20 protein-coding genes, 1 tRNA gene and 1 pseudogene are annotated in these 24,903 nt (G+C 70.3%); 16 read left to right on the forward strand and 6 right to left on the reverse strand.

Annotated features, from left to right (window positions below):
• Positions 1-229: hypothetical protein (locus L615_RS23320; protein ID WP_186449849.1), on the reverse strand; the 229-nt coding region annotated here is incomplete at its 3' end.
• Positions 230-332: 103 nt separating this feature from the next.
• Between L615_RS23320 and trpC the strand changes: the two genes are divergently transcribed.
• The 8 genes and pseudogenes from trpC to pyk all read left to right on the forward strand — a co-directional run bounded on the left by trpC (position 333) and on the right by pyk (position 12,524).
• Positions 333-1,151 (forward strand): indole-3-glycerol phosphate synthase TrpC, encoded by an 819-nt coding sequence (gene trpC, locus L615_RS12425; RefSeq protein ID WP_145725263.1) that lies wholly within the window; start codon positions 333-335, stop codon positions 1,149-1,151.
• A complete protein-coding gene (gene trpB, locus L615_RS12430) occupies positions 1,148-2,374 on the forward strand; it encodes a tryptophan synthase subunit beta (RefSeq protein WP_145725264.1) in 1,227 nt (408 codons plus the stop codon). Before trpC ends, trpB begins: the two co-directional genes overlap by 4 nt.
• The gene (gene trpA / locus L615_RS12435; RefSeq protein ID WP_145725265.1) at positions 2,371-3,192 is read left to right on the forward strand and encodes a tryptophan synthase subunit alpha; all 822 of its coding nucleotides are present in this window, start codon (positions 2,371-2,373) and stop codon (positions 3,190-3,192) included. Before trpB ends, trpA begins: the two co-directional genes overlap by 4 nt.
• Positions 3,185-3,802, forward strand: coding sequence for an SCO family protein (locus L615_RS12440; protein WP_145725266.1), 618 nt, complete (start codon positions 3,185-3,187; stop codon positions 3,800-3,802). The genes trpA and L615_RS12440 overlap by 8 nt, the downstream gene beginning before the upstream one ends.
• A 16-nt stretch (positions 3,803-3,818) precedes the next feature.
• Entirely contained in the window at positions 3,819-4,757 is a 939-nt protein-coding gene (gene lgt / locus L615_RS12445; protein WP_261376669.1) for a prolipoprotein diacylglyceryl transferase, read from the forward strand.
• 144 nt (positions 4,758-4,901) lie between these two features.
• Positions 4,902-9,467, forward strand: a complete 4,566-nt coding sequence (gltB, locus tag L615_RS12450) for a glutamate synthase large subunit (RefSeq protein WP_145725267.1) — start codon at positions 4,902-4,904, stop codon at positions 9,465-9,467.
• A pseudogene (locus L615_RS12455) lies at positions 9,460-10,947 on the forward strand (glutamate synthase subunit beta). Before gltB ends, L615_RS12455 begins: the two are co-directional and overlap by 8 nt.
• A 113-nt stretch (positions 10,948-11,060) precedes the next feature.
• Positions 11,061-12,524 carry a pyruvate kinase gene (gene pyk / locus L615_RS12460; protein WP_145725268.1) on the forward strand — a complete coding sequence of 488 codons (1,464 nt, stop codon included), beginning with the start codon at positions 11,061-11,063 and terminating at the stop codon, positions 12,522-12,524.
• A 9-nt stretch (positions 12,525-12,533) separates the two neighbouring features.
• Here pyk and L615_RS12465 read toward each other — a convergent pair.
• Positions 12,534-12,606: transfer RNA gene (locus L615_RS12465), tRNA-Leu, on the reverse strand.
• A gap of 68 nt (positions 12,607-12,674) precedes the next feature.
• Between L615_RS12465 and L615_RS12470 the strand changes: the two genes are divergently transcribed.
• The 6 genes from L615_RS12470 to L615_RS12495 all read left to right on the forward strand — a co-directional run bounded on the left by L615_RS12470 (position 12,675) and on the right by L615_RS12495 (position 18,380).
• Complete coding sequence (locus tag L615_RS12470) at positions 12,675-13,283, forward strand: ANTAR domain-containing response regulator (protein WP_028654366.1); 609 nt, start codon at positions 12,675-12,677, stop codon at positions 13,281-13,283.
• 218 nt (positions 13,284-13,501) lie between these two features.
• A complete protein-coding gene (locus L615_RS12475) occupies positions 13,502-14,614 on the forward strand; it encodes a branched-chain amino acid ABC transporter substrate-binding protein (protein WP_222430536.1) in 1,113 nt (370 codons plus the stop codon).
• Positions 14,615-14,710: 96 nt separating this feature from the next.
• A complete protein-coding gene (locus tag L615_RS12480; RefSeq protein WP_051485434.1) occupies positions 14,711-15,700 on the forward strand; it encodes a branched-chain amino acid ABC transporter permease in 990 nt (329 codons plus the stop codon).
• On the forward strand, positions 15,697-16,830 hold the full coding sequence (locus L615_RS12485) for a branched-chain amino acid ABC transporter permease (RefSeq protein WP_051485433.1): 1,134 nt from the start codon (positions 15,697-15,699) through the stop codon (positions 16,828-16,830). Before L615_RS12480 ends, L615_RS12485 begins: the two co-directional genes overlap by 4 nt.
• Complete coding sequence (locus tag L615_RS12490; RefSeq protein WP_028654362.1) at positions 16,823-17,671, forward strand: ABC transporter ATP-binding protein; 849 nt, start codon at positions 16,823-16,825, stop codon at positions 17,669-17,671. Before L615_RS12485 ends, L615_RS12490 begins: the two co-directional genes overlap by 8 nt.
• A complete protein-coding gene (locus L615_RS12495) occupies positions 17,661-18,380 on the forward strand; it encodes an ABC transporter ATP-binding protein (protein ID WP_028654361.1) in 720 nt (239 codons plus the stop codon). The genes L615_RS12490 and L615_RS12495 overlap by 11 nt, the downstream gene beginning before the upstream one ends.
• 80 nt (positions 18,381-18,460) lie before the next feature.
• Here the strand turns inward: L615_RS12495 and L615_RS12500 are convergent, their stop codons facing one another.
• From L615_RS12500 to L615_RS12510, 3 genes are read right to left on the reverse strand one after another with little or no spacing between them, the layout of a single operon-like run.
• Positions 18,461-19,237: an amino acid ABC transporter ATP-binding protein gene (locus L615_RS12500; protein ID WP_036516653.1), complete on the reverse strand. Its 777-nt coding sequence runs from the start codon at positions 19,235-19,237 to the stop codon at positions 18,461-18,463.
• Positions 19,234-20,040, reverse strand: coding sequence for an amino acid ABC transporter permease (locus L615_RS12505; RefSeq protein ID WP_028654359.1), 807 nt, complete (start codon positions 20,038-20,040; stop codon positions 19,234-19,236). The genes L615_RS12500 and L615_RS12505 overlap by 4 nt, the downstream gene beginning before the upstream one ends.
• Complete coding sequence (locus L615_RS12510; protein ID WP_028654358.1) at positions 20,037-20,825, reverse strand: ABC transporter substrate-binding protein; 789 nt, start codon at positions 20,823-20,825, stop codon at positions 20,037-20,039. Before L615_RS12510 ends, L615_RS12505 begins: the two co-directional genes overlap by 4 nt.
• A gap of 192 nt (positions 20,826-21,017) precedes the next feature.
• Here L615_RS12510 and L615_RS12515 point away from each other — a divergent pair, with 192 nt between their 5' ends.
• Positions 21,018-21,599 (forward strand): GNAT family N-acetyltransferase, encoded by a 582-nt coding sequence (locus L615_RS12515; protein WP_145725269.1) that lies wholly within the window; start codon positions 21,018-21,020, stop codon positions 21,597-21,599.
• A 14-nt stretch (positions 21,600-21,613) separates the two neighbouring features.
• On the opposite strand, the gene L615_RS12520 is transcribed toward L615_RS12515, so the two are convergent.
• Positions 21,614-22,039, reverse strand: coding sequence for a hotdog fold thioesterase (locus L615_RS12520; RefSeq protein ID WP_028654356.1), 426 nt, complete (start codon positions 22,037-22,039; stop codon positions 21,614-21,616).
• Between the two features lie 63 nt (positions 22,040-22,102).
• Between L615_RS12520 and polA the strand changes: the two genes are divergently transcribed.
• Complete coding sequence (polA, locus tag L615_RS12525; RefSeq protein ID WP_145725270.1) at positions 22,103-24,796, forward strand: DNA polymerase I; 2,694 nt, start codon at positions 22,103-22,105, stop codon at positions 24,794-24,796.
• Positions 24,797-24,903: the final 107 nt, after the last annotated feature.

The following is a 24,903-nucleotide window of genomic DNA, read 5'->3' on the forward strand; positions in this document are numbered from 1 at the left end:
AGCAGCCCCAGAAGCAGGGGATGACACCGAGGATGCCGGTGACCAGGGCGATGATCGCCATGACCGAGTTGCCCTGCGGCTGGGAGCCGTACGGCTGCTGGCCGTAGCCGCCGTCACCGGCGCCGTACCCACCGCCGTTGCCGCCGCCGTAGGCGCCGTAGCCGCCGCCATCACCACCGGGCGGGGGCGGGGGAGGTGCTCCGGGGCCGGGAGGCTGGTTGTAGCTCACGTCATTTCCCTTCGGTGGTCGGTTCCGTGGTCCGCTCGCGCTGGGCGTCCAGCGGACCGGGCAGTGTGTGGAACCCTAACGGCCGCGTGGAACACTGACAGCGATGGGAACTGTGCTTGACGAGATCGTCGCCGGCGTTCGCGAGGACCTCGCGCGCCGGCAGGCGGAGGTGTCCGAGGCCGACCTGCGCGCCGTCCTGGCCGACGTCGCGCCCCCGCGCGACCCCATGCCGCACTTCCGCGGCCCGGGCTCCAGCGTGATCTCGGAGGTGAAGCGCAAGAGCCCCAGCAAGGGCGCGCTCGCCGACATCCCGGACCCGGCCGCACTGGCCGCCGAGTACGCCGCCGGCGGGGCCGCCGCGATCAGCGTGCTCACCGAGCAGCGCCGGTTCAACGGCACCCTCGACGACCTGCGCGCGGTCCGCGCCGCGGTCGACGTGCCGGTGCTGCGCAAGGACTTCATCGTCACCGAGTACCAGCTGCTCGAGGCCCGCGCCGCCGGAGCCGACCTGGCTCTGCTGATCCTGGCCTCGCTGCCCGGCGACCGGCTCGACCGGCTCCACGACGCGGCCCGCGAGCTCGGGCTGACCGTGCTGGTCGAGGTCCACGACGAGCACGAGACCGAGCGGGCCGTCGAGCTGGGCGCCGAGCTGATCGGTGTCAACGCCCGCAACCTCAAGACGCTCGCGGTCGACCCCGACACCTTCGGCCGGCTGGCCCCGATGGTGCCCGACGACCGCGTCCTCGTAGCCGAGTCCGGGATCACCGGCCCGGACGACGTCCAGCGCTACGTCGACGAGGGCGCCCGCGTGGTGCTCGTCGGCGAGGCGCTGGTGAAGGACGGTGCACCGCGCGAGGCGGTCGCCGCGATGACCGGCCTGCGCCAGGAGCAGCAGGGCCAGCAGCAAGGGAGCACGCGATGAGCACCTACGACGCCGACGAGCTCGGCTGGTTCGGCGGCACCGGCGCCTTCGGCGGCCGGTTCATGCCGGAGGCGCTGATGGCGGCGCTCGACGAGCTCGACGTCGCCTGGCAGAAGGCGATGGCCGACCCGACCTTCGTCGCGGAGTTCGAGGCGCTGCTGCAGGACTACGCCGGAGTGCCGAGCATGCTCTACGACGCGAAGCGGCTCTCCGACCTCGCCGGCGCGCGGATCCTGCTCAAGCGCGAGGACCTCAACCACACCGGCGCGCACAAGATCCGCAACGTGCTCGGCCAGGCCCTGCTGACCAAGCGGATGGGCAAGACCCGGGTCATCGCCGAGACCGGCGCCGGCCAGCACGGCGTCGCATCGGCCACCGCGGCGGCGTACCTCGGCCTCGACTGCACCGTCTACATGGGCGAGGTCGACACCGAGCGCCAGGCGCTCAACGTCGCACGGATGCAGCTGCTCGGCGCCGAGGTCGTCTCGGTCAAGAGCGGGTCCCGCACGCTCAAGGACGCCATCAACGAGGCGCTGCGCGACTGGGTCGCCAGCGTCGACCACACGGCCTACCTCTTCGGCACCGCCGCCGGACCGCACCCGTTCCCGAGCCTGGTGCTCAGCTTCGTGCGCGGGATCGGTGACGAGGCGCGGCGCCAGTGCCTCGACCTGACCGGCGCGCTGCCGGACGCGGTCGCCGCCTGCGTCGGCGGTGGCTCGAACGCCATCGGGCTCTTCGCCGGCTTCGTGGACGACCCCGAGGTCGACATCTACGGCTTCGAGGCCGGCGGCGACGGGGTCGACACCGGCCSCCMCGCAGCCACGATCTTCGCGGGCTCCATCGGCGTGCTCCACGGCGCGCGGACGTTCGTCCTGCAGGACGAGGACGGCCAGACCGTGGAGTCGCACTCGATCTCCGCGGGCCTGGACTACCCAGGCGTCGGCCCCCAGCACGCCGCGCTGTCGGCGGCCGGCCGGGCGACCTACCTGCCGGTGACCGACGCCGAGGCGATGGACGCCATGGCGCTGCTGGCCCGCACCGAGGGCATCATCCCGGCGATCGAGAGCGCGCACGCCGTCGCGGGCGCGCTGCGGGTCGCGAAGGAGCGACCGGGCCAGACCATCCTGGTCAACCTGTCCGGCCGCGGCGACAAGGACATGGGCACGGCGCTCGAGTACTTCGGTCTCGGCACCGCCGGGGCGAGCACGGAGGACGGCAAGTGACCAGCACCAGCACCGCGTTCGGCACGGCGCGGTCCGAGGGCCGCGCTGCCCTCGTCGGCTMCCTGCCGGCGGGCTTCCCCGACGTCGACGGCAGCATCGCCGCGCTGAAGGCCATGGTCGCCGCCGGCTGCGACGTCATCGAGATCGGCCTGCCCTACAGCGACCCGGTCATGGACGGCCCCACCATCCAGGCCGCCGCCCAGCAGGCGCTCGAGGGCGGGATCCGGACCGTCGACGTCTTCCGCGTCGTCGAGGCGGTCGCCGCCACCGGCGTGCCGACCCTGGTGATGACCTACTGGAACCCGGTCGAGCGGTACGGCGTCGAGCGGTTCGCGCAGGACCTGGCGAACGCCGGCGGCGCGGGCCTGATCACCCCGGACCTGACCCCCGACTTCGCGCCCGAGTGGGTCGCCGCCGCCGACGAGCGCGACCTCGACAAGGTGTTCCTCGTCGCCCCCTCGTCCACCGACGAGCGCATCGCGATGACCACCGCCGCCTGCCGCGGCTTCGTCTACGCGACCGCGGTCATGGGCGTCACCGGCGCCCGCGCCACCACCAGCGAGCTGGCCGGCCCGCTCGTGACCCGCGCCAAGGCGCTCCAGCCGGCCGGGCTCGACCTTCCGGTCGGGGTCGGCCTCGGCGTGAGCAACGGCGCCCAGGCGGCCGAGCTGGCGTCGTACGCCGACGGCGTGATCGTCGGCTCCGCCTTCGTCCGCCTGCTGCAGGACCACGCGGGCGACGCCCCGGGAGGGCTGGCGGCGCTCACCGCCCTCACCGAGGACCTGGCGTCCGGCGTCCGGGGAGCGGTCCGTGCGTGAGCTCCACCGCGCGCTCGTCGCGCTGACCGTCGGCCTGCTCGCCCTCGCGCTGGCCGCCTGCGGCGGCGGGTCGGACGAGGAGGGGGCCTTCACCGGCACCCGGCTGAAGAACCCCTACCAGGCCCCGGACACCGCGCTCACCGACACCGCGGGCCGCCCGTTCTCACTGGCCGCGGACACCGACAAGCCGCTGACCCTGGTGTTCTTCGGCTACACCAACTGCCCGGACTTCTGCCCGATGGTGCTCAACAACATCGCGGCCTCGCTCAACCGGCTCGACGACGGTGAGCGCGAGCAGGTCGACGTGGTCCTGGTGACCACCGACCCCGCCCGCGACGACGAGAAGGCGCTGCGCACCTACCTCGACCGGTTCAACAAGGACTTCATCGGCCTGACCGGCGACCTGGGGACGATCATCGACGTCGGCGAGCCGCTCGCGGTCTACGTCAACGACGGCAAGAAGCTGCCGACCGGCGGCTACGACCTCGGCGGCCACTCCACCTTCACCCTGGCCATCGACGAGGACGACGAGGCCGTGGTGCTGTGGAACCAGGAGACCTCCGCCGCCGAGTTCGCCGCCGACCTGCACACCCTGCTGACCGAGGACTAGAGGACAAGGACGAGCCGTGCTCACCCAGATCGTCGCCGCCACCATCCCGAGCCCGGCCAACGGCGTGTGGCACCTCGGACCGTTCCCGCTGCGCGGCTACGCGCTGTGCATCATCCTCGGCATCGTCGCCGCCGTCTGGATCGGTGAGAAGCGCTGGCAGGCCCGCGGCGGCACCCTCGGCGAGGTGCAGGACGTCGCGCTGTGGGCGGTGCCGTTCGGGCTGGTCGGTGCCCGGCTCTACCACGTCGCCACCGACTGGGAGAAGTACTTCGGCGACGGCGGCTCGCCGGTCGACGCGCTCTACGTCTGGCACGGCGGCCTCGGCGTCTGGGGCGGCGTCGGCCTGGGCGCCGTCGGCGCCTGGATCGGCGCCCGCCGCAAGGGCATCAAGCTCGGCCCGATGCTCGACGCCCTCGCCCCGGGCGTGCTGGTCGCGCAGGCCATCGGCCGCTGGGGCAACTGGTTCAACCAGGAGCTCTACGGCCGCCCGACCGACGCGCCGTGGGGCCTGGAGATCGACCAGGACCACTTCAGCAGCGCCTACCTCGCCAGCCAGGACTACCAGGACGCCCTCGCCGCCAACGGCGGGATCCCGCCGGAGATGGCGACCTTCCACCCCACGTTCCTCTACGAGTGCCTGTGGAACCTGGCCGCGTTCGCGCTCATCATCTGGCTCGACCGCCGCTTCCGCCTCGGCCACGGCCGGGTGATGGCGGCCTACGTGATGGCCTACACGCYCGGCCGCGGCTGGATCGAGTACATCCGCATCGACGACGTCCAGCTCGACGACGTCCTCGGCCTGCGGTTCAACGTGTGGACCTCGATCGTGCTCTTCGTCCTCGCCGCGGCCTGGTTCGTGTGGTCGCTCAGGCGCTGGCCCGGGCGCGAGGAGGACGTGTACGACGACGGCCGTGAGCGGACTGTGACGGACGAGGCGTCCACGAGCGACTCCTGATGAGACAGGAACCGTTCACACAGTGGTAATCTGGGGCTTCCGCCGCGTGGGCCAGTGCCGTCCCTTGCGCCCCACCCTCCGTGGACGTCCCGCCGCCTCCCGGCGTCGGGGGAGCCCACGGACGTAGTCGACGGGAGAACCCCTGTGCCCTACACGCACGCGTTCCCGCCGCCGGAGGGTCTCTACGACCCGCGTCACGAGCACGACGCTTGCGGTGTCGCCTTCGTCGCGACGCTGACCGGTGAGGCCAGCCACGACATCGTGGTGAAGGCCCTGACGGCCCTCCGCAACCTGGACCACCGCGGCGCCGCTGGCGCCGAGGCGAACTCCGGTGACGGCGCCGGCATCCTCCTGCAGGTGCCGGACGCATTCCTCCGCGCGGTCGCGGCCGACAACGGCATCACGCTGCCCGCCGCCGGCACCTACGCCGTCGGCACTGCCTTCATCCCCGGTGACGAGGGCGAGGTCGCCAAGACCCGCGCCCGCATCGAGGAGATCGCGGTCGAGGAGGGCCTGGTCGTCCTCGGCTGGCGCGAGGTGCCGGTCAACCCCGACATCCTGGGCACCATGGCGCTCAGCGTCATGCCGACGTTCACCCAGCTCTTCGTGCAGGCCCCGGGCGGCGCGCTGAACGGGATGGACCTCGAGCGCCTGGCCTTCTGCCTGCGCAAGCGCGCCGAGCGGGAGACGGACGTCTACTTCCCGTCGCTCTCGTCGCGCACCCTCGCCTACAAGGGCATGCTGACGACCGACCAGCTCGACAACTTCTTCCCCGACCTGCGCGACGAGCGCATGGCCTCGGCGATCGGTGTCGTGCACTCGCGGTTCTCGACGAACACCTTCCCGAGCTGGCCGCTGTCGCACCCGTTCCGCTTCATCGCGCACAACGGTGAGATCAACACCGTCATGGGCAACCGGAACTGGATGCGGGCGCGTGAGGCGCTGCTCGACTCCGACCTGATCCCCGGTGACCTCGAGCGCCTCTACCCGATCTGCACCCCGGGTGCGTCGGACTCGGCGTCCTTCGACGAGGTCCTCGAGCTCCTCCACATGGGTGGTCGCAGCCTGCCGCACGCGGTGCTGATGATGATCCCGGAGGCGTGGGAGAACCACACCGAGATGGACGAGAAGCGGCGCGACTTCTACCGCTTCCACTCCACGATGATGGAGCCGTGGGACGGCCCGGCGTGCGTCGTGTTCACCGACGGCACCCAGATCGGTGCGGTCCTCGACCGCAACGGCCTGCGCCCCTCCCGCTTCTGGGTCACCGAGGACGGCCTGGTCGTCCTGGCCTCCGAGGTCGGCGTGCTCGACCTCGACCCGGCCACCGTCGTGCGCAAGGGCCGGCTCCAGCCGGGCCGCATGTTCCTCGTCGACACCGAGGAGCACCGGATCGTCGAGGACGACGAGATCAAGGCCGCGCTCGCCGAGGAGAACCCGTACGGCGAGTGGCTGCACGCGGGGATGATCCACCTCGACGACATCCCCGACCGCGAGCACATCGTGCACACGCACGCCTCGGTCACCCGCCGCCAGCAGATCTTCGGCTACACCGAGGAGGAGCTGCGGGTCATCCTCACCCCGATGGCCAACACCGGGGGAGAGGCGCTCGGCTCGATGGGCACCGACACGCCCATCGCCGCGCTGAGCGACAAGCCGCGGCTGCTGTTCGACTACTTCAGCCAGCTGTTCGCGCAGGTCACGAACCCGCCGCTGGACGCCATCCGCGAGGAGCTCGTCACCTCGCTCTACGGCTCCATCGGCCCGGAGTCCAACCTGCTGCAGCCGGCGCCCGCGTCGTGCCGCCAGATCTCGCTGCCGTTCCCGGTCATCTCCAACGACGACCTGGCCAAGATCCGGCACATCAACCGCGAGGGCGACCACCCCGGCTTCGTCACCCACGTCTCGCGGGGCCTCTACCCCGTCGAGGGCGGCGGCGAGGCGATGATCGCCCGGATCGACGAGATCTGCGCCGAGGTCAGCCAGGCCATCGCCGACGGGGCGCGCATCATCGTGCTCTCCGACCGGCACGCCGACCAGTTCAACGCGCCGATCCCGTCGCTGCTGCTCACGGCTGCGGTCCACCACCACCTGGTGCGTGAGAAGACCCGCACCCAGGTCGGCCTCCTCGTCGAGGCCGGCGACGTCCGCGAGGTCCACCACGTCGCGCTCCTCGTCGGGTACGGCGCGGCCGCGGTCAACCCGTACCTCGCCATGGAGACCGTCGAGGACCTGGCGCGCGAGGGCTACTACGTCAACACCGACCCCGAGCAGGCGGTCCAGAACCTCATCAAGGCGCTCGGCAAGGGTGTCGTGAAGGTGATGTCGAAGATCGGCGTCAGCACCGTGGCGTCGTACACGGGCGCGCAGATCTTCGAGTGCGTCGGCCTGTCCCAGGAGGTCATCGACCGGTACTTCACCGGCACCACCTCCAAGCTCGGCGGCATCGGCATCGACGAGATCGCCCGCGAGGTCAAGGCGCGCCACGACAAGGCGTACCCGGTCAGCGGCATCCCCGCCGCGCACCGCGAGCTCGAGATCGGTGGCGAGTACCAGTGGCGCCGCGAGGGCGAGCCGCACCTCTTCAACCCGGAGACGGTGTTCCGCCTGCAGCACGCCACGCGGACCGGTCGCTACGACATCTTCAAGCAGTACACCTCGGCGGTCGACGACCAGTCGGCGAAGCTGATGACGCTGCGCGGCCTGTTCAAGTTCAAGGACGCCAGCGAGATCGGCCGGACCCCGGTCCCGATCGAGGAGGTCGAGCCGGTCTCGGAGATCGTCAAGCGGTTCTCCACCGGCGCGATGTCGTACGGCTCCATCTCCCGGGAGGCGCACGAGACCCTCGCGATCGCCATGAACCGGTTGGGCGCGAAGTCCAACACCGGTGAGGGCGGCGAGGACTCCGACCGGCTCCACGACCCCGAGCGCCGCAGCTCGATCAAGCAGGTCGCGTCCGGCCGCTTCGGCGTCACGAGCGAGTACCTCACCAACGCCGACGACATCCAGATCAAGATGGCGCAGGGCGCGAAGCCCGGTGAGGGTGGCCAGTTGCCCGGCAACAAGGTCTACCCGTGGGTGGCCAAGACCCGGCACTCGACGCCGGGCGTCGGCCTGATCAGCCCGCCGCCGCACCACGACATCTACTCGATCGAGGACCTGGCGCAGCTGATCCACGACCTCAAGAACGCCAACCCGTCGGCCCGCGTCCACGTGAAGCTGGTCTCCGAGGTCGGCGTCGGCACGGTCGCGGCCGGTGTGTCCAAGGCGCACGCGGACGTCGTGCTCGTCTCCGGCCACGACGGCGGCACGGGCGCTTCGCCGCTGACGTCGCTCAAGCACGCCGGTGGTCCCTGGGAGCTCGGCCTCGCCGAGACCCAGCAGACCCTGCTGCTCAACGGCCTGCGCGACCGGATCGTCGTGCAGACCGACGGCCAGCTCAAGACCGGCCGTGACGTCGTCATCGCGGCGCTGCTCGGCGCCGAGGAGTTCGGCTTCGCGACCGCTCCGCTGGTGGTCTCGGGCTGCATCCTCATGCGCGTGTGCCACCTCGACACCTGCCCGGTCGGCGTCGCGACCCAGAACCCGACCCTGCGGTCGCGGTTCAGCGGCAAGGCCGAGTACGTCGTGAACTTCTTCGAGTTCATCGCCCAGGAGGTCCGCGAGCTGCTCGCGCAGCTCGGCTTCCGGTCGATCGAGGAGGCCGTCGGCCAGGTCGAGGCGCTCGACACCGTCGACGCCCAGCGGCACTGGAAGGCGCAGGGCCTCGACCTCGCGCCGATCCTGCACAAGGTCGACGTCGCCAGCACCCACTTCCCGGACCAGGACGTCCACAACACCAAGGGCCAGGAGCACGGCCTGGAGAAGTCGCTCGACGTCACCGAGATCCTCCCGCTCGCGGCCCCGGCCATCGAGTCGGGCGAGCCGGTGCGCGCGCAGCTGCAGATCCGGAACGTGAACCGGACCGTGGGCACGATCCTGGGCCACGAGGTCACCAAGAAGCACGGTGGCCAGGGCCTGCCGGACGGCACCATCGACCTGACCTTCGTCGGGTCGGCCGGCCAGTCGTTCGGTGCGTTCGTGCCGCGCGGCATCACGCTGCGCCTCGAGGGCGACGCCAACGACTACGTCGGCAAGGGACTCTCCGGCGGCCGGATCGTGATCCGGCCCGACCGCAGCGCGACGTTCAAGGCGAACGAGCACATCATCGCCGGCAACACGATCGCCTACGGCGCCACCTCGGGTGAGATCTTCATCCGAGGTGGGGTCGGCGAGCGCTGCTGCGTGCGCAACTCCGGTGCCACCGTCGTGACCGAGGGCGTGGGCGACCACGGCTGCGAGTACATGACCGGCGGCCGGGTGGTCGTGCTCGGCAAGACCGGCCGCAACTTCGCGGCCGGCATGTCCGGCGGCATCGCCTGGGTGCTCGACCTCAAGGACTTCCGGGTCAACGGCGAGCTCGTCGACCTGCGTCCGGTCAGCGCCGAGTACGCCGCCGAGCTCGAGGGCTACGTGCGCAAGCACCTGGAGGAGACCGGTTCCGAGGTCGCCGAGGCGCTGCTGGCCGACTGGGAGGCCGCACTGCCGCGGTTCACCGAGGTCATGCCGCGCGACTACGCGAAGGTCCTGGCGGTCCAGGCCGAGGCCGAGGCCGAGGGCCTCGACCCCGACGCCGCCGCCAACCGAGTTATGGAGGTGCTCTATGGCTGACCCGAAGGGCTTCCTGAAGGCCACGCGCCAGGTGGCCGACCGTCGTCCGGTCGAGGAGCGGGTGAACGACTGGAACGAGGTCTACCCGGGTGGGGTCGGCCGCGCGCTGCTCCCGATCATCAACGTCCAGGCCAGCCGCTGCATGGACTGCGGCATCCCGTTCTGCCACTCGGGCTGCCCGCTGGGCAACATCATCCCGGAGTGGAACGACCTGGTCTGGCGTGACGACTGGGAGGGCGCGATCGAGCGCCTGCACGCGACCAACAACTTCCCGGAGTTCACCGGTCGCCTCTGCCCGGCGCCGTGCGAGACCGCCTGCGTGCTCGGCATCAACCAGCCGGCCGTGACGATCAAGAACATCGAGGTCTCGATCATCGACAAGGCGTTCGAGTCCGGCTTCGTGCGGCCGCAGCCGCCGGAGTGGCACACGGGCAAGACCGTCGCCGTCATCGGGTCGGGCCCCGCGGGCCTCGCCGCCGCCCAGCAGCTCACCCGGGCCGGCCACACCGTGGCCGTCTACGAGCGGGCCGACAAGCCCGGCGGGCTGCTGCGCTACGGCATCCCCGAGTTCAAGATGGAGAAGAAGCACCTCGACCAGCGCCTCGAGCAGATGATGCGCGAGGGCACGGTGTTCCGCTCCGGCGTCACCGTCGGCGAGGGCAAGCTCACCGGCCAGGCCATCAAGGACCGGTACGACGCCGAATCAGAGGTCGGGCCTCCGGGCACTACTTGATGCTCGACCGTCCCGCGCGACCTGCCGGTGCCGGGGCGCGAGCTCAAGGGCATCCACCAGGCGATGGAGTTCCTCCCGCAGGCCAACCGCGTCGCGGTGGGCGAGGAGGTCGAGGGCCAGATCCGTGCCGACGGCAAGCACGTCGTCATCATCGGTGGCGGTGACACCGGTGCCGACTGCCTCGGCACCTCGATCCGCCAGGGCGCGGCCTCGATCACGCAGCTGGAGATCATGCCGCAGCCGACCGAGGACCGGCCCGCGGGCCAGCCCTGGCCGACGTACCCGATGATCTACCGGGTCTCGTCCGCGCACGAGGAGGGTGGCGAGCGGGTCTACTCGGTCTCCACCAAGGAGTTCCTCGGCGACGACGACGGCAACGTCCGGGCGCTGCGCCTGGTCGAGGTCTCCTTCGAGGGCGGCAAGCTCGTCGAGCACGAGGGCACCGAGCGGGAGATCCCGGCGGACCTGGTCCTCTTCGCGATGGGCTTCCTCGGCCCGGAGAAGGACGGCTTCCTCGACCAGCTCGGCGTCGAGCTCGACGAGCGCGGCAACGTCAAGCGCGACGACGACTACGCGACCAGCGTCGACGGCGTCTTCGTCGCCGGTGACGCGGGCCGCGGCCAGTCGCTCATCGTGTGGGCGATCGCGGAGGGCCGCGCGGCCGCCGCCGGTGTGGACAAGTACCTCACCGGCAGCACCCAGCTGCCCGCTCCGATCCCGCCGACGGCCCGCCCGCTGACCGTCTGAGGCAGCCCGCGGGGCAGCAGCACGACACGCAAGGTCGGACCGGCGCAGACTTCACCCGAAGTTTGCGTCGGTCCGACTTTTTCTACCCGTGGGTCACCGATAGGGTCGGGGACGTGCGAAGAGCCAAGATCGTGTGCACCCTCGGTCCGGCGACCAGCTCGGAGCGGAGGATCCGCGAGCTGGTCTACGCCGGCATGGACGTCGCACGCCTCAACATGAGCCACGGCTCCCACGAGGACCACGCGGAGGCCTACCGCCTCGTGCGCGCCGCGTCGGACGCCAGCGGGCACGGCGTCGGCATCCTCGCCGACCTCCAGGGCCCCAAGATCCGCCTCGAGCGCTTCTCCGGCGGGCCGGTGCAGCTCACCCGCGGGCAGCGCTGGACGATCACCACCCGCGACGTCGACGGCAACGCCGAGATCTGCGGGACGACGTACAAGGGGCTGCCCGGCGACGTCTCGCCCGGCGACCCGCTGCTCATCGACGACGGCAAGGTGCGCCTGCGCGCCCTGGAGGTGGTCGACGGCACCGACGTCGTCACCGAGGTCCTCGTCGGCGGCAAGGTCAGCAACAACAAGGGCATCAACCTGCCCGGTGTCGCGGTCTCCGTGCCGGCGCTGTCGGAGAAGGACACCGCCGACCTGCGCTTCGCGCTCAACCTCGGCGTCGACTTCATCGCCCTCAGCTTCGTGCGCAACGGCAAGGACGCCGAGGACGTGCGGGCCATCATGCGCGAGGAGGGGATCGAGGTCCCCGTCATCGCGAAGATCGAGAAGCCCCAGGCCATCGACAACCTCGACGAGGTGATCGATGCCTTCGACGCCTTCATGGTCGCTCGCGGCGACCTCGGCGTGGAGTGCCCGCTGGAGGAGGTGCCCTTCCTCCAGAAGAAGATCATCGTGGCCGCGCGCCGCAACGCGAAGCCGGTCATCGTCGCCACCCAGATGCTCGAGTCGATGGTCACCAGCCCGGCGCCGACCCGCGCCGAGGCCAGCGACGTCGCCAACGCCGTCCTCGACGGCGCCGACGCCGTGATGCTGTCGGGCGAGACGAGTGTGGGGGAGCACCCCATCCACACGGTCGAGACGATGGCGCGCATCATCGAGGCCACCGAGTCGCACGCCCTCGTCGACGAGGCGTTCAGCCGGTTCGGCCGCATCGAGTGGGACCCGCACACCCGCTCCGGCGTGATCACCAAGGCCGCCGAGGAGGTGGCCCAGCGCGTCGGTGCCAAGTACGTCGTCGCCTTCACCCAGTCCGGTGACTCCGCCCGCCGCCTCGCCCGGCTGCGCAGCTCGATCCCGGTCCTCGCCTTCACCCCGATGGCCCGCTCCCGCTCCCAGCTCGCCGTGACCTGGGGCGTCGAGGCCTTCCAGACCGGCACGGTCGAGCACACCGACGAGATGGTCCGCCAGGTCGACGAGGAGCTGCTCAAGATCGGCCGGGTCCACGAGGGCGACCTCGTCGTCATCGTCGCCGGCAGCCCGCCGGGCATCCCCGGGTCGACGAACGCGCTGCGCATCCACCGGATGGGCGACGCGATCAACGAGGTGGCACCGGCCTACCGCCGGAACTGAACGAGGGAGTGCCCCGGGTGGGATTCGAACCCACACTGGATGTGGTTTGAGCACATTGTCTCTGCCGTTGGACTACCGGGGCGCCCGCGCTGGAAACCGTAGCCGAGACGGCCTCCGCGCCGCGCACCGGGCGGCGGATAACCTTGGGCCGTGACCGACGCTGCCCAGACCACTCCGCGCACCGTGGTGATCGCCGAGGACGAGACGCTCATCCGGATGGACCTCGCCGAGATGCTGGCCGAGGAGGGCTACGACGTCGTCGGCCAGGCGGCCGACGGGCAGAAGGCGATCGAGCTCGCCGAGGAGCTGCGTCCTGACCTGGTCATCCTCGACGTCAAGATGCCCGTCCTCGACGGGATCGCCGCGGCCGAGGCCATCGCGGGGAAGCGGATCGCCCCGGTGGTGATGCTGACCGCCTTCTCCCAGCGCGACCTGGTCGAGCGGGCGCGCGAGGCCGGTGCGATGTCGTACCTCGTCAAGCCGTTCTCCCAGAGCGACCTGGTGCCCGCCATCGAGATGGCGGTGAGTCGGTTCGCCGAGATCGCCCAGCTCGAGGCCGAGGTCTCCGACCTCAAGGACCGCCTCGAGACCCGCAAGGCGGTCGACCGCGCCAAGGGCATCCTGCAGGAGCAGCTCTCGCTGTCGGAGCCGGAGGCGTTCCGCTGGATCCAGAAGACCGCGATGGACCTGCGCATGTCGATGCGCGAGGTGGCGGAGGGCGTGGTCACGCACGGTGTCCCCGGCGGGTCCGGCGCGTAAATAATGGAGACCTCTGCGTAAATAATCCTTGTGACGTGGCTCTCAGGTAACAGATTCGTCAGGATTCTGGCCCCGAGCCGCCGAGTTGCTTCCACGAGGGTCGGACCCGGTGTAGGTTCCCGCGGCAGGACACCTCGGTGGGCGGCGCCGCCGCCTGCCGGAACGACAAAGGAAGCGGGATTGTCTTGAGGCTCAACAAGGTAGTGGGGATCGGCGCCGTGGCGCTGACCCTCGGTCTCTCCCTGACGGCGTGTGGCACGACCGAGGACGGCGACGGCGGCAGCAGCAGCAACGGCGACGCCGCGTGCGACCTCAAGCTCGCCTTCTTCGGCCCGGAGACCGGCCCGGCCGCCGGTCTCGGCAAGCCGATCATCCAGGGCGCGCAGCTCGCGGTCGACCAGTACAACGCGGACGCCGAGTGCGAGGTCGAGTTCGTGAAGTTCGACTCGCAGGGCAGCCCGGACGAGGCGCCGTCGCTGGCGACCGAGGTCGCTGGTGACGAGAAGATCATCGGTGTCGTCGGCCCCGCGTTCTCCGGTGAGTCGGCCGCTGCCGGCCCGATCTTCGCCGAGGGTGGCGTCCCGACGGTCTCGCCGTCGGCCACCAACCCGACGCTGTCCGAGAACGGCTGGGACACCTTCCACCGCGCGCTCGGCAACGACGCGACGCAGGGTCCGGCCGCGGCGAAGTACATCCAGGACACCATCAAGTCCGAGTCGACCTTCGTCATCGACGACGCCTCCGAGTACGGCGCCGGCCTGGCCGGCATCGTCAAGGACACCCTGGGCGACACGGTCGTCGGCAACGACACCATCCAGGTCGGTGACACCGACTTCTCCGCCACCGTCACCAAGGTGACCGACTCGAAGGCCGACACGGTCTTCTTCGGTGGTTACTACGCCGAGGCGACCATCCTCGTGGGCCAGCTCCGCAAGGGCGGCTTCGATGGCACGTTCGTCGTGGCCGACGGCGTGAAGGACCCGGCCTACCTCGACGCGAAGGCCGCTGCCGAGGGCACGATCATCACCTGCCCCTGCATCCCGGACACCGACCCGGCCGTGGCTGACTTCGCCAGCCAGTACGAGGAGGAGTTCGGCGAGGCGCCCGGCACCTACGCCGCCGAGGCCTACGACGCCGCCAGCATCTTCCTGGCCGGCATCGGCGACGGCATCGACACCCGCGAGGACATGCTCGCCTTCGTCAACGAGTACGACGAGAAGGGCATCACCAAGCAGCTGAAGTTCGACGAGTCGGGCGAGCCCGCCGACGTCCACGTGTACGCGTACACCGTGAAGGACGGCGCGATCGTCCCCGAGGGCGAGATCGAGTGATCGACGGTTGATCCGTCCGACATGACAGGCGATGCGGCCGGGGACCACCGTCCCCGGCCGCATCACTGTCCAGAGCTTGAGGGCCAGGAGGCCTGAGTGAATTTCGACTTTCTCTTCAGCAACCTGCCGCAGCTGACGATCGGCGGTCTCGCCTTTGGTGCCATCTACGCACTGATCGCGCTGGGCTACACGATGGTCTACGGCGTGTTGCAGCTCATCAACTTCGCGCACTCCGAAGTGTTCATGTACGGCACCTTCGCGATGTTGTGGACGGTGATGGCGCTCGGCGGGGCCGACGCCGACGGCGTCCAGCTGATCGCCATCCTCATCGCGGCACTGTTCGCGGCGATGATGATGTCGGCACTCATCGCCCTCCTGCTGGAGCGCGTGGCCTACCGCCCGCTGGTCAAGAAGAACGCGCCGCGGCTGATCGCCCTCATCTCCGCCATCGGCGCCTCGTTCGTGCTGGCCGAGCTGATGGGCCTGCGCGACCGCGTCACCGGCTGGATCGGCCTCGACGACGACCTCTCCGAGTACGTCGGCAAGGCGCGCATCAACAACAGCATGGCCGGCGTCGTCGACGCCCCCCGCTGGGAGATCGGCAACGTCACCCTCTCCAGCATCGACGTGATCGTCATCGTCGCCGCCGTCGGCATGATGGTCCTGCTCGACCAGTTCGTGCGCCGGTCCCGCCTCGGCAAGGGCATCCGGGCCACGGCCCAGGACCCCGAGACGGCCGCGCTCATGGGTGTCAACCCCACCCGCACGATCCAGATCACCTTCCTCATCGGCGGCCTGATGGCCGGTGTGGCGGCGTTCCTGTACATGCTCAAGATCGAGACCACGAAGTACGACGTGGGCTTCCTGCTCGGCGTCAAGGCGTTCACCGCCGCGGTGCTCGGCGGCATCGGCAACCTCCGCGGGGCGCTGCTCGGCGGCCTGGTGCTCGGCGTCGCGGAGAGCTGGGGCTCGGCGCTCTTCGGTACCGAGTGGCGCCACGTCGTCGCGTTCGTGCTGCTCGTCGTCATCTTGCTGTTCCGCCCGACCGGACTGCTGGGTGAGTCGCTCGGAAAGGCCCGCGCATGAACAAGATCAAGCAGAGGTTCATCTCCCTGCCGCGCCCGGTGAAGGTCCTGCTCTGGGTCCTCCTGGCCCTGTTCGCCTACGCCCTGCCGCTGCTCGAGCTGCCGATCATCACCACGCCGGGTGTCGACTTCGGCGGCGTGCTGTTCGTCGTGACGATGTACGCCCTGGTCGCGATCGGCCTCAACATCGTGGTCGGCTACGCCGGCCTGCTCGACCTCGGTTACGTCGGCTTCTACGCGATCGGCGCCTACACCGCCGCGATCCTGACGTCCTTCCACGCGCACTGGCCGCTGCTGCTCTCGATCCCGGTCGCGGTGGTCGCCACGACCATCTCCGGGGTGCTGCTCGGCGCGCCGACCCTGCGGGTGCGTGGCGACTACCTCGCCATCGTGACCCTCGGCTTCGGTGAGATCATCCGCCTCGTCGCGGTCAACGTCGAGTGGCTCGGCGAGCGCAAGGGCATCTCCAACATCGCCCGCCCGCCGAGTATCGGCGGCGACGACGGCCTGTTCCAGATCCCGCACCTGTACTGGGGCGACGGCACGGTCCTGCTCGACACCGAGGACACCACCGCGTTCCTCAAGTTCGGCGTGCTGGACCAGATCCCGTACTACTGGCTCGGCCTGACGGTCGTCATCGCCATGCTCTTCGCCGACAAGCTGATCAAGAACAGCCGCGTGGGTCGGGCCTGGGAGGCGACCCGTGAGGACGAGGACGCTGCCGAGCTGATGGGCGTGCCGACCTTCCGGTTCAAGCTGCTCGCCTTCGCCACCGGCGCCTTCGTCGGCGGCCTCGCGGGTGCGCTCTACGCCAGTCGCCAGAGCTTCATCAACCCGGACTCGTTCCTGCTCCTGTTCTCCATCCTGTTCCTCGCTGCGGTCGTCGTCGGCGGCCAGGGCAACCGGTGGGGCGTCGTCGTCGGCGCCGTGCTGGTCGCCTACCTGCCGCAACGGTTCCGCGAGTTCGACGACTTCCGGGTGCTGGTCTTCGGCCTCGCCCTCGTCCTGCTCGCCGCGTGGCGCCCGGAGGGCCTGTTCCCGCCGAAGCGGACCGTGCGTGCCAGGCAGCTGGAGCAAGATCTCGAGGAGCTCGAAGAGGGCCACGAGGGAGAGGAGGCGGCTCGTGCCTGACCTCACCAAGCAGACCCCGGCGACCCCGGACCCGGAGGCACCGCGCAGCACCGCCCCCTCCGGCGGCGGCCCGGTCCTGGAGGTGCAGAACCTCACCCTGAAGTTCGGCGGCCTCACCGCGCTGGACGACGTGTCGTTCCACATCGACCAGGGCGAGATCCTCGGCCTGATCGGGCCCAACGGTGCCGGCAAGACGACCTGCTTCAACGCGGTCACCGGCGTCTACCGGCCCACGAGCGGCGACATCCGGTTCCAGGGTGGCTCGATCGTCGGGATGAAGCGCTACAAGATCACCCAGCAGGGGATCGCGCGCACCTTCCAGAACATCCGGCTGTTCCCGACCATGACGGCGCTGGAGAACGTCCTCGTCGGCGCGGACGCGCAGCACAAGACGGGCATGTTCACGGCGCTCTTCCGGCTGCCCCGGCACCGGCGCGAGGAGCGCGAGGGCCACGACCGTGCGATGGAGCTGCTCCGCTTCATGGGCATCCACCGCAAGGCCGACGAGCTGGCGGCGAACCTGTCGTACGGCGACCAGCGCCGCCTCGAGATCGCCCGCGCGATGGCGACCGAGCCGAAGCTGATCTGCCTCGACGAGCCGGCCGCCGGCTTCAACCCGGCCGAGAAGGTCGAGCTGATGAACCTGATCCGCAAGGTGCGCGACCAGGGCTACACCGTGCTCCTCATCGAGCACGACATGAAGCTCGTCATGGGCGTGACCGACCGGATCGTCGTGCTCGAGTTCGGCCGCAAGATCGCCGAGGGCAAGCCCGCCGAGATCCGAGACAACCCGGCGGTCATCGCCGCCTACCTGGGAGTGGACGAGGAAGATGCTTCTTGAGGTCGAGGGCCTCTGTGTCAACTACGGGCACATCGAGGCCATCCGTGACATCAGCTTCAACGTCCCCGAGGGCACGGTCACCACGCTGATCGGCGCCAACGGCGCCGGGAAGACGACCACGCTGAAGACCATCTCGGGCCTGCGCAAGGTCCGGGCCGGGTCGGTGAAGTTCGAGGGCAAGGACATCACCAACGTGGAGCCCTACGACCGGGTGAAGCTCGGGATCGGGCAGTCGCCCGAGGGTCGCCGGTGCTTCGTCGGGATGACGGTGCGCGAGAACCTGGAGATGGGTGCGTTCACCCGCAAGGACCGCAAGACCGCGGCCTTCCGGGAGGACCTGGACCGGGTGCTCGGGCTGTTCCCGCGGCTCGAGGAGCGGATCAACCAGGTCGCCGGCACGATGTCCGGCGGTGAGCAGCAGATGCTCGCCATCGGCCGAGCGTTGATGTCGAACCCGCGGCTGCTCCTGCTCGACGAGCCGTCGATGGGCCTGGCGCCGAAGCTGATCCAGCAGATCTTCACGATCATCACCGAGATCAACCGGCAGGGCACCACCGTGCTCCTCGTGGAGCAGAACGCCGCACAGGCGCTGCGCCGCTCCCACGAGGCGCACATCCTGGAGACGGGCGAGATCGTCCGTTCCGGCAAGGGTGAGGACCTGGCGGTCGACCCGGCCGTCAAGGCCGCCTACCTGGGCGGCGACGTCTAGCCGGCCCCCTGCCACCAGCACGACGAAGGGCCCCGCCACCCGGCGGGGCCCTTCGTCGTCGTACGGCGCGGTGCGGGCGGCTAGAGCACCTTGGAGAGGAACGCCTGGGTGCGCTCGTGCTGCGGGTTCGAGAGCACCTCCGCGGGCACGCCCTCCTCGACGACGACGCCGCCGTCCATGAAGACCAGCTTGTCGCCGACCTCGCGGGCGAACCCCATCTCGTGGGTCACGACCATCATCGTCATGCCCTCGGCGGCGAGGTCCTTCATGACCGACAGGACGTCGCCGACCAGCTCCGGGTCGAGGGCGCTCGTCGGCTCGTCGAAGAGCATCATGTCGGGGTCCATCGACAGCGCCCGCGCGATGGCGACGCGCTGCTGCTGGCCGCCGGAGAGGTGGGCGGGGTAGGCCGACTCCTTGTCCGAGAGGCCGACCTTGGCGAGGTTGGCCCGGGCGACCTGGACGGCCTCCTCCTTGCCGCGCCCGCGCACCGTGCGCTGGGCCAGCGTCAGGTTCTTCAGCACCGACAGGTGCGGGAAGAGGTTGAACTGCTGGAACACCATGCCGATCCGGGAGCGCACATCGTCGAGGTCGGTCTCGGGGTCGCAGATGTCGATGCCCTCGATGAGCACCTCGCCGGAGGTCGGCTCCTCGAGGCGGTTGACGCAGCGCAGCAACGTCGACTTGCCGGAGCCCGACGGCCCGATCACGCAGACCACCTGGCCGGGGTCGACGAAGAAGTCGATGCCCTTGAGGACCTCGTTGTGGCCGAAGGACTTGTGCAGGTTGCGCACGGCGATGGCCGGCTGCGACGCGTCGGCCGCCCGGCCGGGCTTCTCGAGTGGGACGCCGCTCATCGGGTTGCCTTCCTCTGTCGCCGCTCCTGCCAGGCTACGAGCTGGGTCAGCGGGATCGTGATCACCAGGTAGAGCAGGGCGGCCTGGACGAGGCTCGTGGCCGTCCCCGCCGAGACACCCGACGAGGTGAAGTCGCGGGCCACGGTGGTGAGCTCGCGCCCGGTGAAGGTGGAGCCGATCACCGACAGCAGAGCGGTGTCCTTGATCAGCAGCACGAACTCGTTGGTCAGCGGCGGGATGACGATCCGGAACGCCTGGGGCAGGACCACCCGGAAGGTGGTCGACGTGGCGCCCATGCCCAGCGAGCGCGCCGCCTCGGTCTGGCCCTTGGGCACCGCCTGGATGCCGGCGCGCAGGGTCTCGGCCATGTAGGCGCTGGCGACCATGATGAGCGCGAGCAGGCCCGCGCCGACGACGCCGCCGGGCGGGTTCCAGCCGATGGCGATCGGCAGGCCGAAGCCCATGAACAGGATCACGAGCAGCGCGGGCAGGCCCCGGAAGAACTCGACGTACGCCGTCGCCAGCCAGCGCAACGTGGCGATGGGGGAGAGCCGCATGAGCGACAGGACCACCGCGAACGCCAGTCCGCCGGCGAACGCGATCGCGGTGTACTTCACCGTGTTGACGGCACCGATCGTGATCAGGTCGCCCCAGTTGCTGTCGCCGCCGGCCACACCGTCCGGGCTCCAGAAGTTGGCCCGGAAGGCGCTCCAGTCGATCAGCAGCAAGGCAGCGACGACCGCCGCCAGGACGCCGAGGTTGACGCCCCAGACGACGAGCCGCCGCTTGGTGGTGCGCTTCACTCGACCTCGAAGTACTTGTTGTAGATCTCGTCGTAGGTGCCGTCCTCGCGCATCTCCTCGAGCGCGCCGTTGACGTCCTCGACGAGCTGGCTGTTGCCCTTCTTCATGGCCAGGCCGTACTGCTCGTCGGTCTCGTAGGTCTCGACGACCTTGAACTTGCCGTCCTGGGTGTGGTCGAGGTTGACCGGGAGGTCCTGCAGGATCGCGTCGACCTGGCCGGCCTTGATCGCCTGGAAGAGCTCGGCGTCGCTCGGGAAGGTCACGATCTCCGCACCCTCGGCGTTCTTCTCGGCGTACGCCTTGCCGGTGGTGCCCTGCTGGACGCCGACCTTCACGCCGTCCAGGTCACCGATCGCGGCGATCTCGCTGTCGGCCGCGACGAGCAGCGACTGCTTGGAGTCGTAGTAGCCGTCGGAGAAGTCGAGGTTCTTCTTGCGGTCGTCGGTGATCGTCATCGCGGAGGCCGCGAGGTCGCACTGGCCGGCGTTGAGGGCCTGGCCGCTCTGGAGGGCGTCGAAGGAGGAGTCCTGGATCGTCAGGTCGAGGTCGAGCCGCTCGGCGACCTCGGCGACGATGTCGACGTCGAAGCCCTTGAAGCCGAGCTCGCTCTCCTTGTCGAAGTCCTCGAACGGCGGGTAGGGCACGTCGGAGCAGACGGTGAGCGAACCGGCCTTCACCACGTCGGCGCCGGTGGAGGTCTTCCCGTTGTCGTCGGAGCCACACGCCCCGAGGGCGAGGGCGGCAACGGCGGTCAGGGCGAGTGCGGAGAGTCGAGACGTCTGCATGTCGGCACCTTATGTCTTTATGTTGCGCCGCGCAGATGCAGGCACGCCGAGGGCCCGGGACCCGTAACGCAGATGTTGCACGCCGATCCGGGGATCCCCCTGTCGGCCGGCGGGGAGGGGGCGTAATCTTTGCCCACGGACCGCCCGACGCCGCGCGGTCCCCGTCTTGGGGTGAGGAAGGCAGGGACCTGCATGAGCCGCTACTCGCTGACCACGCGCGTCGCCACGCCGGAGGACGCGCCGGTCCTGGCCGAGCTCTGGAACGACTCGCTGCGTCGCGCCGACCGCTCCGAGCAGAACGCCGACCTCGAGCTGGTCGTCAAGGGGGCCGAGGCGTCACCCGAGCAGCGCGTGGTGGTCGTCGAGTACGACGGCCAGCTGGCCGGAGCGGTCTACCTGCGGATCACGACCCTCTCGCCGCTCAACCTCGAGCCGTGCGTGCAGGCCATCCACCCCCGGGTCTTCGACCAGTTCCGCCGCCACGGGGTCGGTCACACGCTGATGGAGGCTGCTGCCGCGTTCGCGGAGGACAACGGCATCCTGCACGTGGTGGCCGCCGTACCCCACGCGTCGCGGGACACCAACCGGTTCATGGCCCGCCTGGGCATCGCGCCGGTCGCGATGTACCGCATCGCCCCGACCACGCTGCTGCGCTCGCGGATCTCGCCGCAGCGCTCGCCCGTCGGTGCCGACAGCGGCCGCACCCGGGTGCTGGCCGCCCGACGCTCGCTGCGCCGGGCCCGCGCGGAGCGGCTCGCCCTGCCCGAGGCCTGAGCCGGCCCGCAGCGTCAGCCCTTCGGGGTCGGGTCCCGCTCGATCAGCGCGCAGGTGATGCGCGAGGTGCACACCCGGCGGCCGTCCTCGTCGGTGATCTCGATGCTGAAGCTGGCCATCGTGCGCCCCACGTGCAGCGGGGTCGCGACGCCGGTGACGATGCCCCGGGTCGCCGAGCGGTGGTGGGTGGCGTTGATGTCGGTGCCGACCGCGAACCGGCCCGGCGCCGCGTTGAGCGCCGCGGCGATCGACCCGAGGGTCTCGGCCAGCACGACCGACGCGCCGCCGTGGAGCAGGCCGTAGGGCTGGGTGTTGCCCTCCACCGGCATCGTGGCGACGACGCGCTCGGGGGAGACCTCCACGAGCTCGACACCCATCCGCTCGTTGAGGGCACCCATGTTGGCGCGCATGAACTCGGCGATGTCGGTGTTGCTCGTCATGGCCCGACGATATCGAGCACCGGCGGGGGGACCGCTGTCGGTCGGCCTCGGTAGAGTCGCCGGGTGCCCGAGACAACTCGTCCGCGTCTGCTCCTCCTCGACGGCCACTCGCTGGCCTACCGTGCCTTCTTCGCCCTGCCGGTCGAGAACTTCTCGACCGCGACGGGGCAGAACACCAACGCCGTCTACGGGTTCACCTCGATGCTCGTCAACGTGCTGCGCGACGAGCAGCCGACCCACGTCGCGGTCGCCTTCGACGTGTCCCGGCAGACCTTCCGCACGGAGGAGTACGCCGAGTACAAGGCGAAGCGCAACAAGACCCCGGGGGAGTTCAGCAGCCAGCTGCCGCTGATCGAGCAGATGCTGACCACCTTCTCCATCCCGTTCCTCAAGATGGACGGCTTCGAGGCCGACGACATCATCGCCACGCTGGTCACCCAGGCGCTGGCCGACGAGACCAGCGGCCTCGAGGTCCTCATCCTCACCGGTGACCGCGACTCGCTGCAGCTGGTCACCGAGCGGTCCACGGTGCTCTACCCGATGCGCGGCGTCTCCGACCTGGCCCGGATGACCCCGGCCGCCGTCGAGGAGAAGTACGGCGTCCCGCCGCACCGCTACCCCGAGCTCGCCGCGATCGTCGGCGAGACCTCCGACAACCTGCCCGGCGTCCCCGGCGTGGGTGCGGGCTTCGCGGCGAAGTGGATCAACACCTACGACGGCCTGGACAACGTCATCGCCCAGGCCGACAAGATCACCGGCAAGAAGGGCGAGGCGTTCCGCGCCCACCTCGGCGACGTGATCCGCAACCGGCGGCTCAACGCGCTGGTGCGCGACCTCCCGCTCGGCGTGACCATCGACGACCTGGTCCGCCGCGAGTGGGACCGCACCGCCGCGCTCGAGCTGCTCGACGAGCTGGAGTTCCGCGGCGAGCTGCGCACCCGCATCCTCGACGTCGTGGCCCCGGGCGAGGACGTCCCGGTCGAGGCCGGCGTCGAGCTCGACGGCACCACCCTGGCCCCCGACGCCGTCGCCGGCTGGCTGGAGTCGATCGGCACGGAGACGGTCGGCCTCAGCGTCCGCGGCACGTGGGGGAGCGGCACCGGCCGCGTCACCGGGCTCGCACTCGCGCTGGCGGACGGCCGGGCGGCGTACGTCGACGTCGAGGAGATGAGCGCCACCGACGACGCCGCGGTCGCCTCGTGGCTCGCCGCCCCGGAGCGGCCCAAGGTCCTGCACAACGCCAAGGGCCCGCTGCTCGCGCTCTCCGCCCAGGGCTGGAAGCTCGCCGGGGTCGTGGAGGACACCGCCCTGGCGGCCTACCTCGTCGCCCCGGACCAGCGTTCCTACGACCTGGCCGACCTCAGCCTGCGCTACCTGCACCGCGAGCTCGCCCCCGCCGGCGACGACGACCAGGGGATGCTCTTCGACGACGGCGACGCCGACGACGGCATCGCCCGCAACGCCATGGTCCAGGCGCGGGCCGCCCTCGACCTGTCCGCCGAGCTGGCCGACGAGGTCGAGAAGGCCGGCGGCCGCAGCCTGCTCACCGACGTCGAGATGCCCCTCGTCGGCATCCTCGCCGCGATGGAGCAGACCGGCATCGCCGTCGACATCGACCACCTCGAGGGCCTCGAGGCCCACTTCGGCGAGGAGGTGCGCAAGGAGGCCGAGGAGGCGTACGCCGTCATCGGCAAGGAGATCAACCTCGGCTCGCCCAAGCAGCTGCAGGTCGTGCTCTTCGACGAGCTCGGCATGCCGAAGACCAAGCGCACCAAGACCGGCTACACCACCGACGCCGACGCCCTGCAGAACCTCTTCAAGCAGACCGAGCACCCGTTCCTGCTCCACCTGCTGCGCCACCGCGAGGTGATCCGCCTCCGGCAGACCATCGAGGGCCTGCTCAAGACCGTCCAGCCCGACGGCCGGATCCACACCACCTTTCACCAGACGATCGCCGCGACCGGGCGGCTGTCGAGCACCGACCCCAACCTGCAGAACATCCCGATCCGCACCGAGGAGGGCCGCCGAATCCGGGAGAGCTTCGTCGTCGGCAGCGGCTACGCCTCCCTGATGACGGCGGACTACAGCCAGATCGAGATGCGGATCATGGCCCACCTCTCCGAGGACGAGCTGCTCATCGAGGCGTTCCGCTCCGGCCGCGACTTCCACGCCGAGACCGCCTCGCGCGTCTTCGACGTCGCACCGGAGGCCGTCACCCCGGAGATGCGGGCCAAGATCAAGGCGATGAACTACGGCCTCGCCTACGGCCTGTCCGCCTTCGGACTCTCCCAGCAGCTCGGCATCGAGCCCGGCGAGGCCGCCGGCCTGATGACGGAGTACTTCGAGACCTTCGGCGGCATCCGCGACTACCTCACCGGCATCGTCGACGAGGCCCGCCGTACCGGCTTCACCGAGACCATCATGGGCCGCCGCCGCTACCTGCCCGACCTGACCAGCGACAACCGGATGCGCCGCGAGGCCGCCGAGCGGATGGCCCTCAACGCCCCCATCCAGGGCTCGGCCGCCGACCTGATCAAGGTCGCCATGCTGCGCACCCAGGCGGCCATCGACGAGGCCGGCCTCCGCTCCCGGATGCTGCTCCAGGTCCACGACGAGCTCGTCTTCGAGGTCGCCGACGGCGAGGCCGAGGCCCTGGAGGCGCTGGTCCGCGACCAGATGGCCGGCGCCGCCGACCTCACCGTCCCGCTCGACGTCTCGGTCGGCACCGGCACCTCCTGGCACGAAGCCGCGCACTGAGTTCGTCTGCGCGAGCGGGTCGCCTGTCGAGGTCGAGGGGGACCCTTCGGGCCCGCACTTGCCGCCGACGCGCCTCCGGCGCGGGCGCCACGCTGCCGCGCTGGCTG

Source organism: Nocardioides sp. J9, from assembly GCF_007829375.1.
GTDB lineage: Bacteria > Actinomycetota > Actinomycetes > Propionibacteriales > Nocardioidaceae > Nocardioides.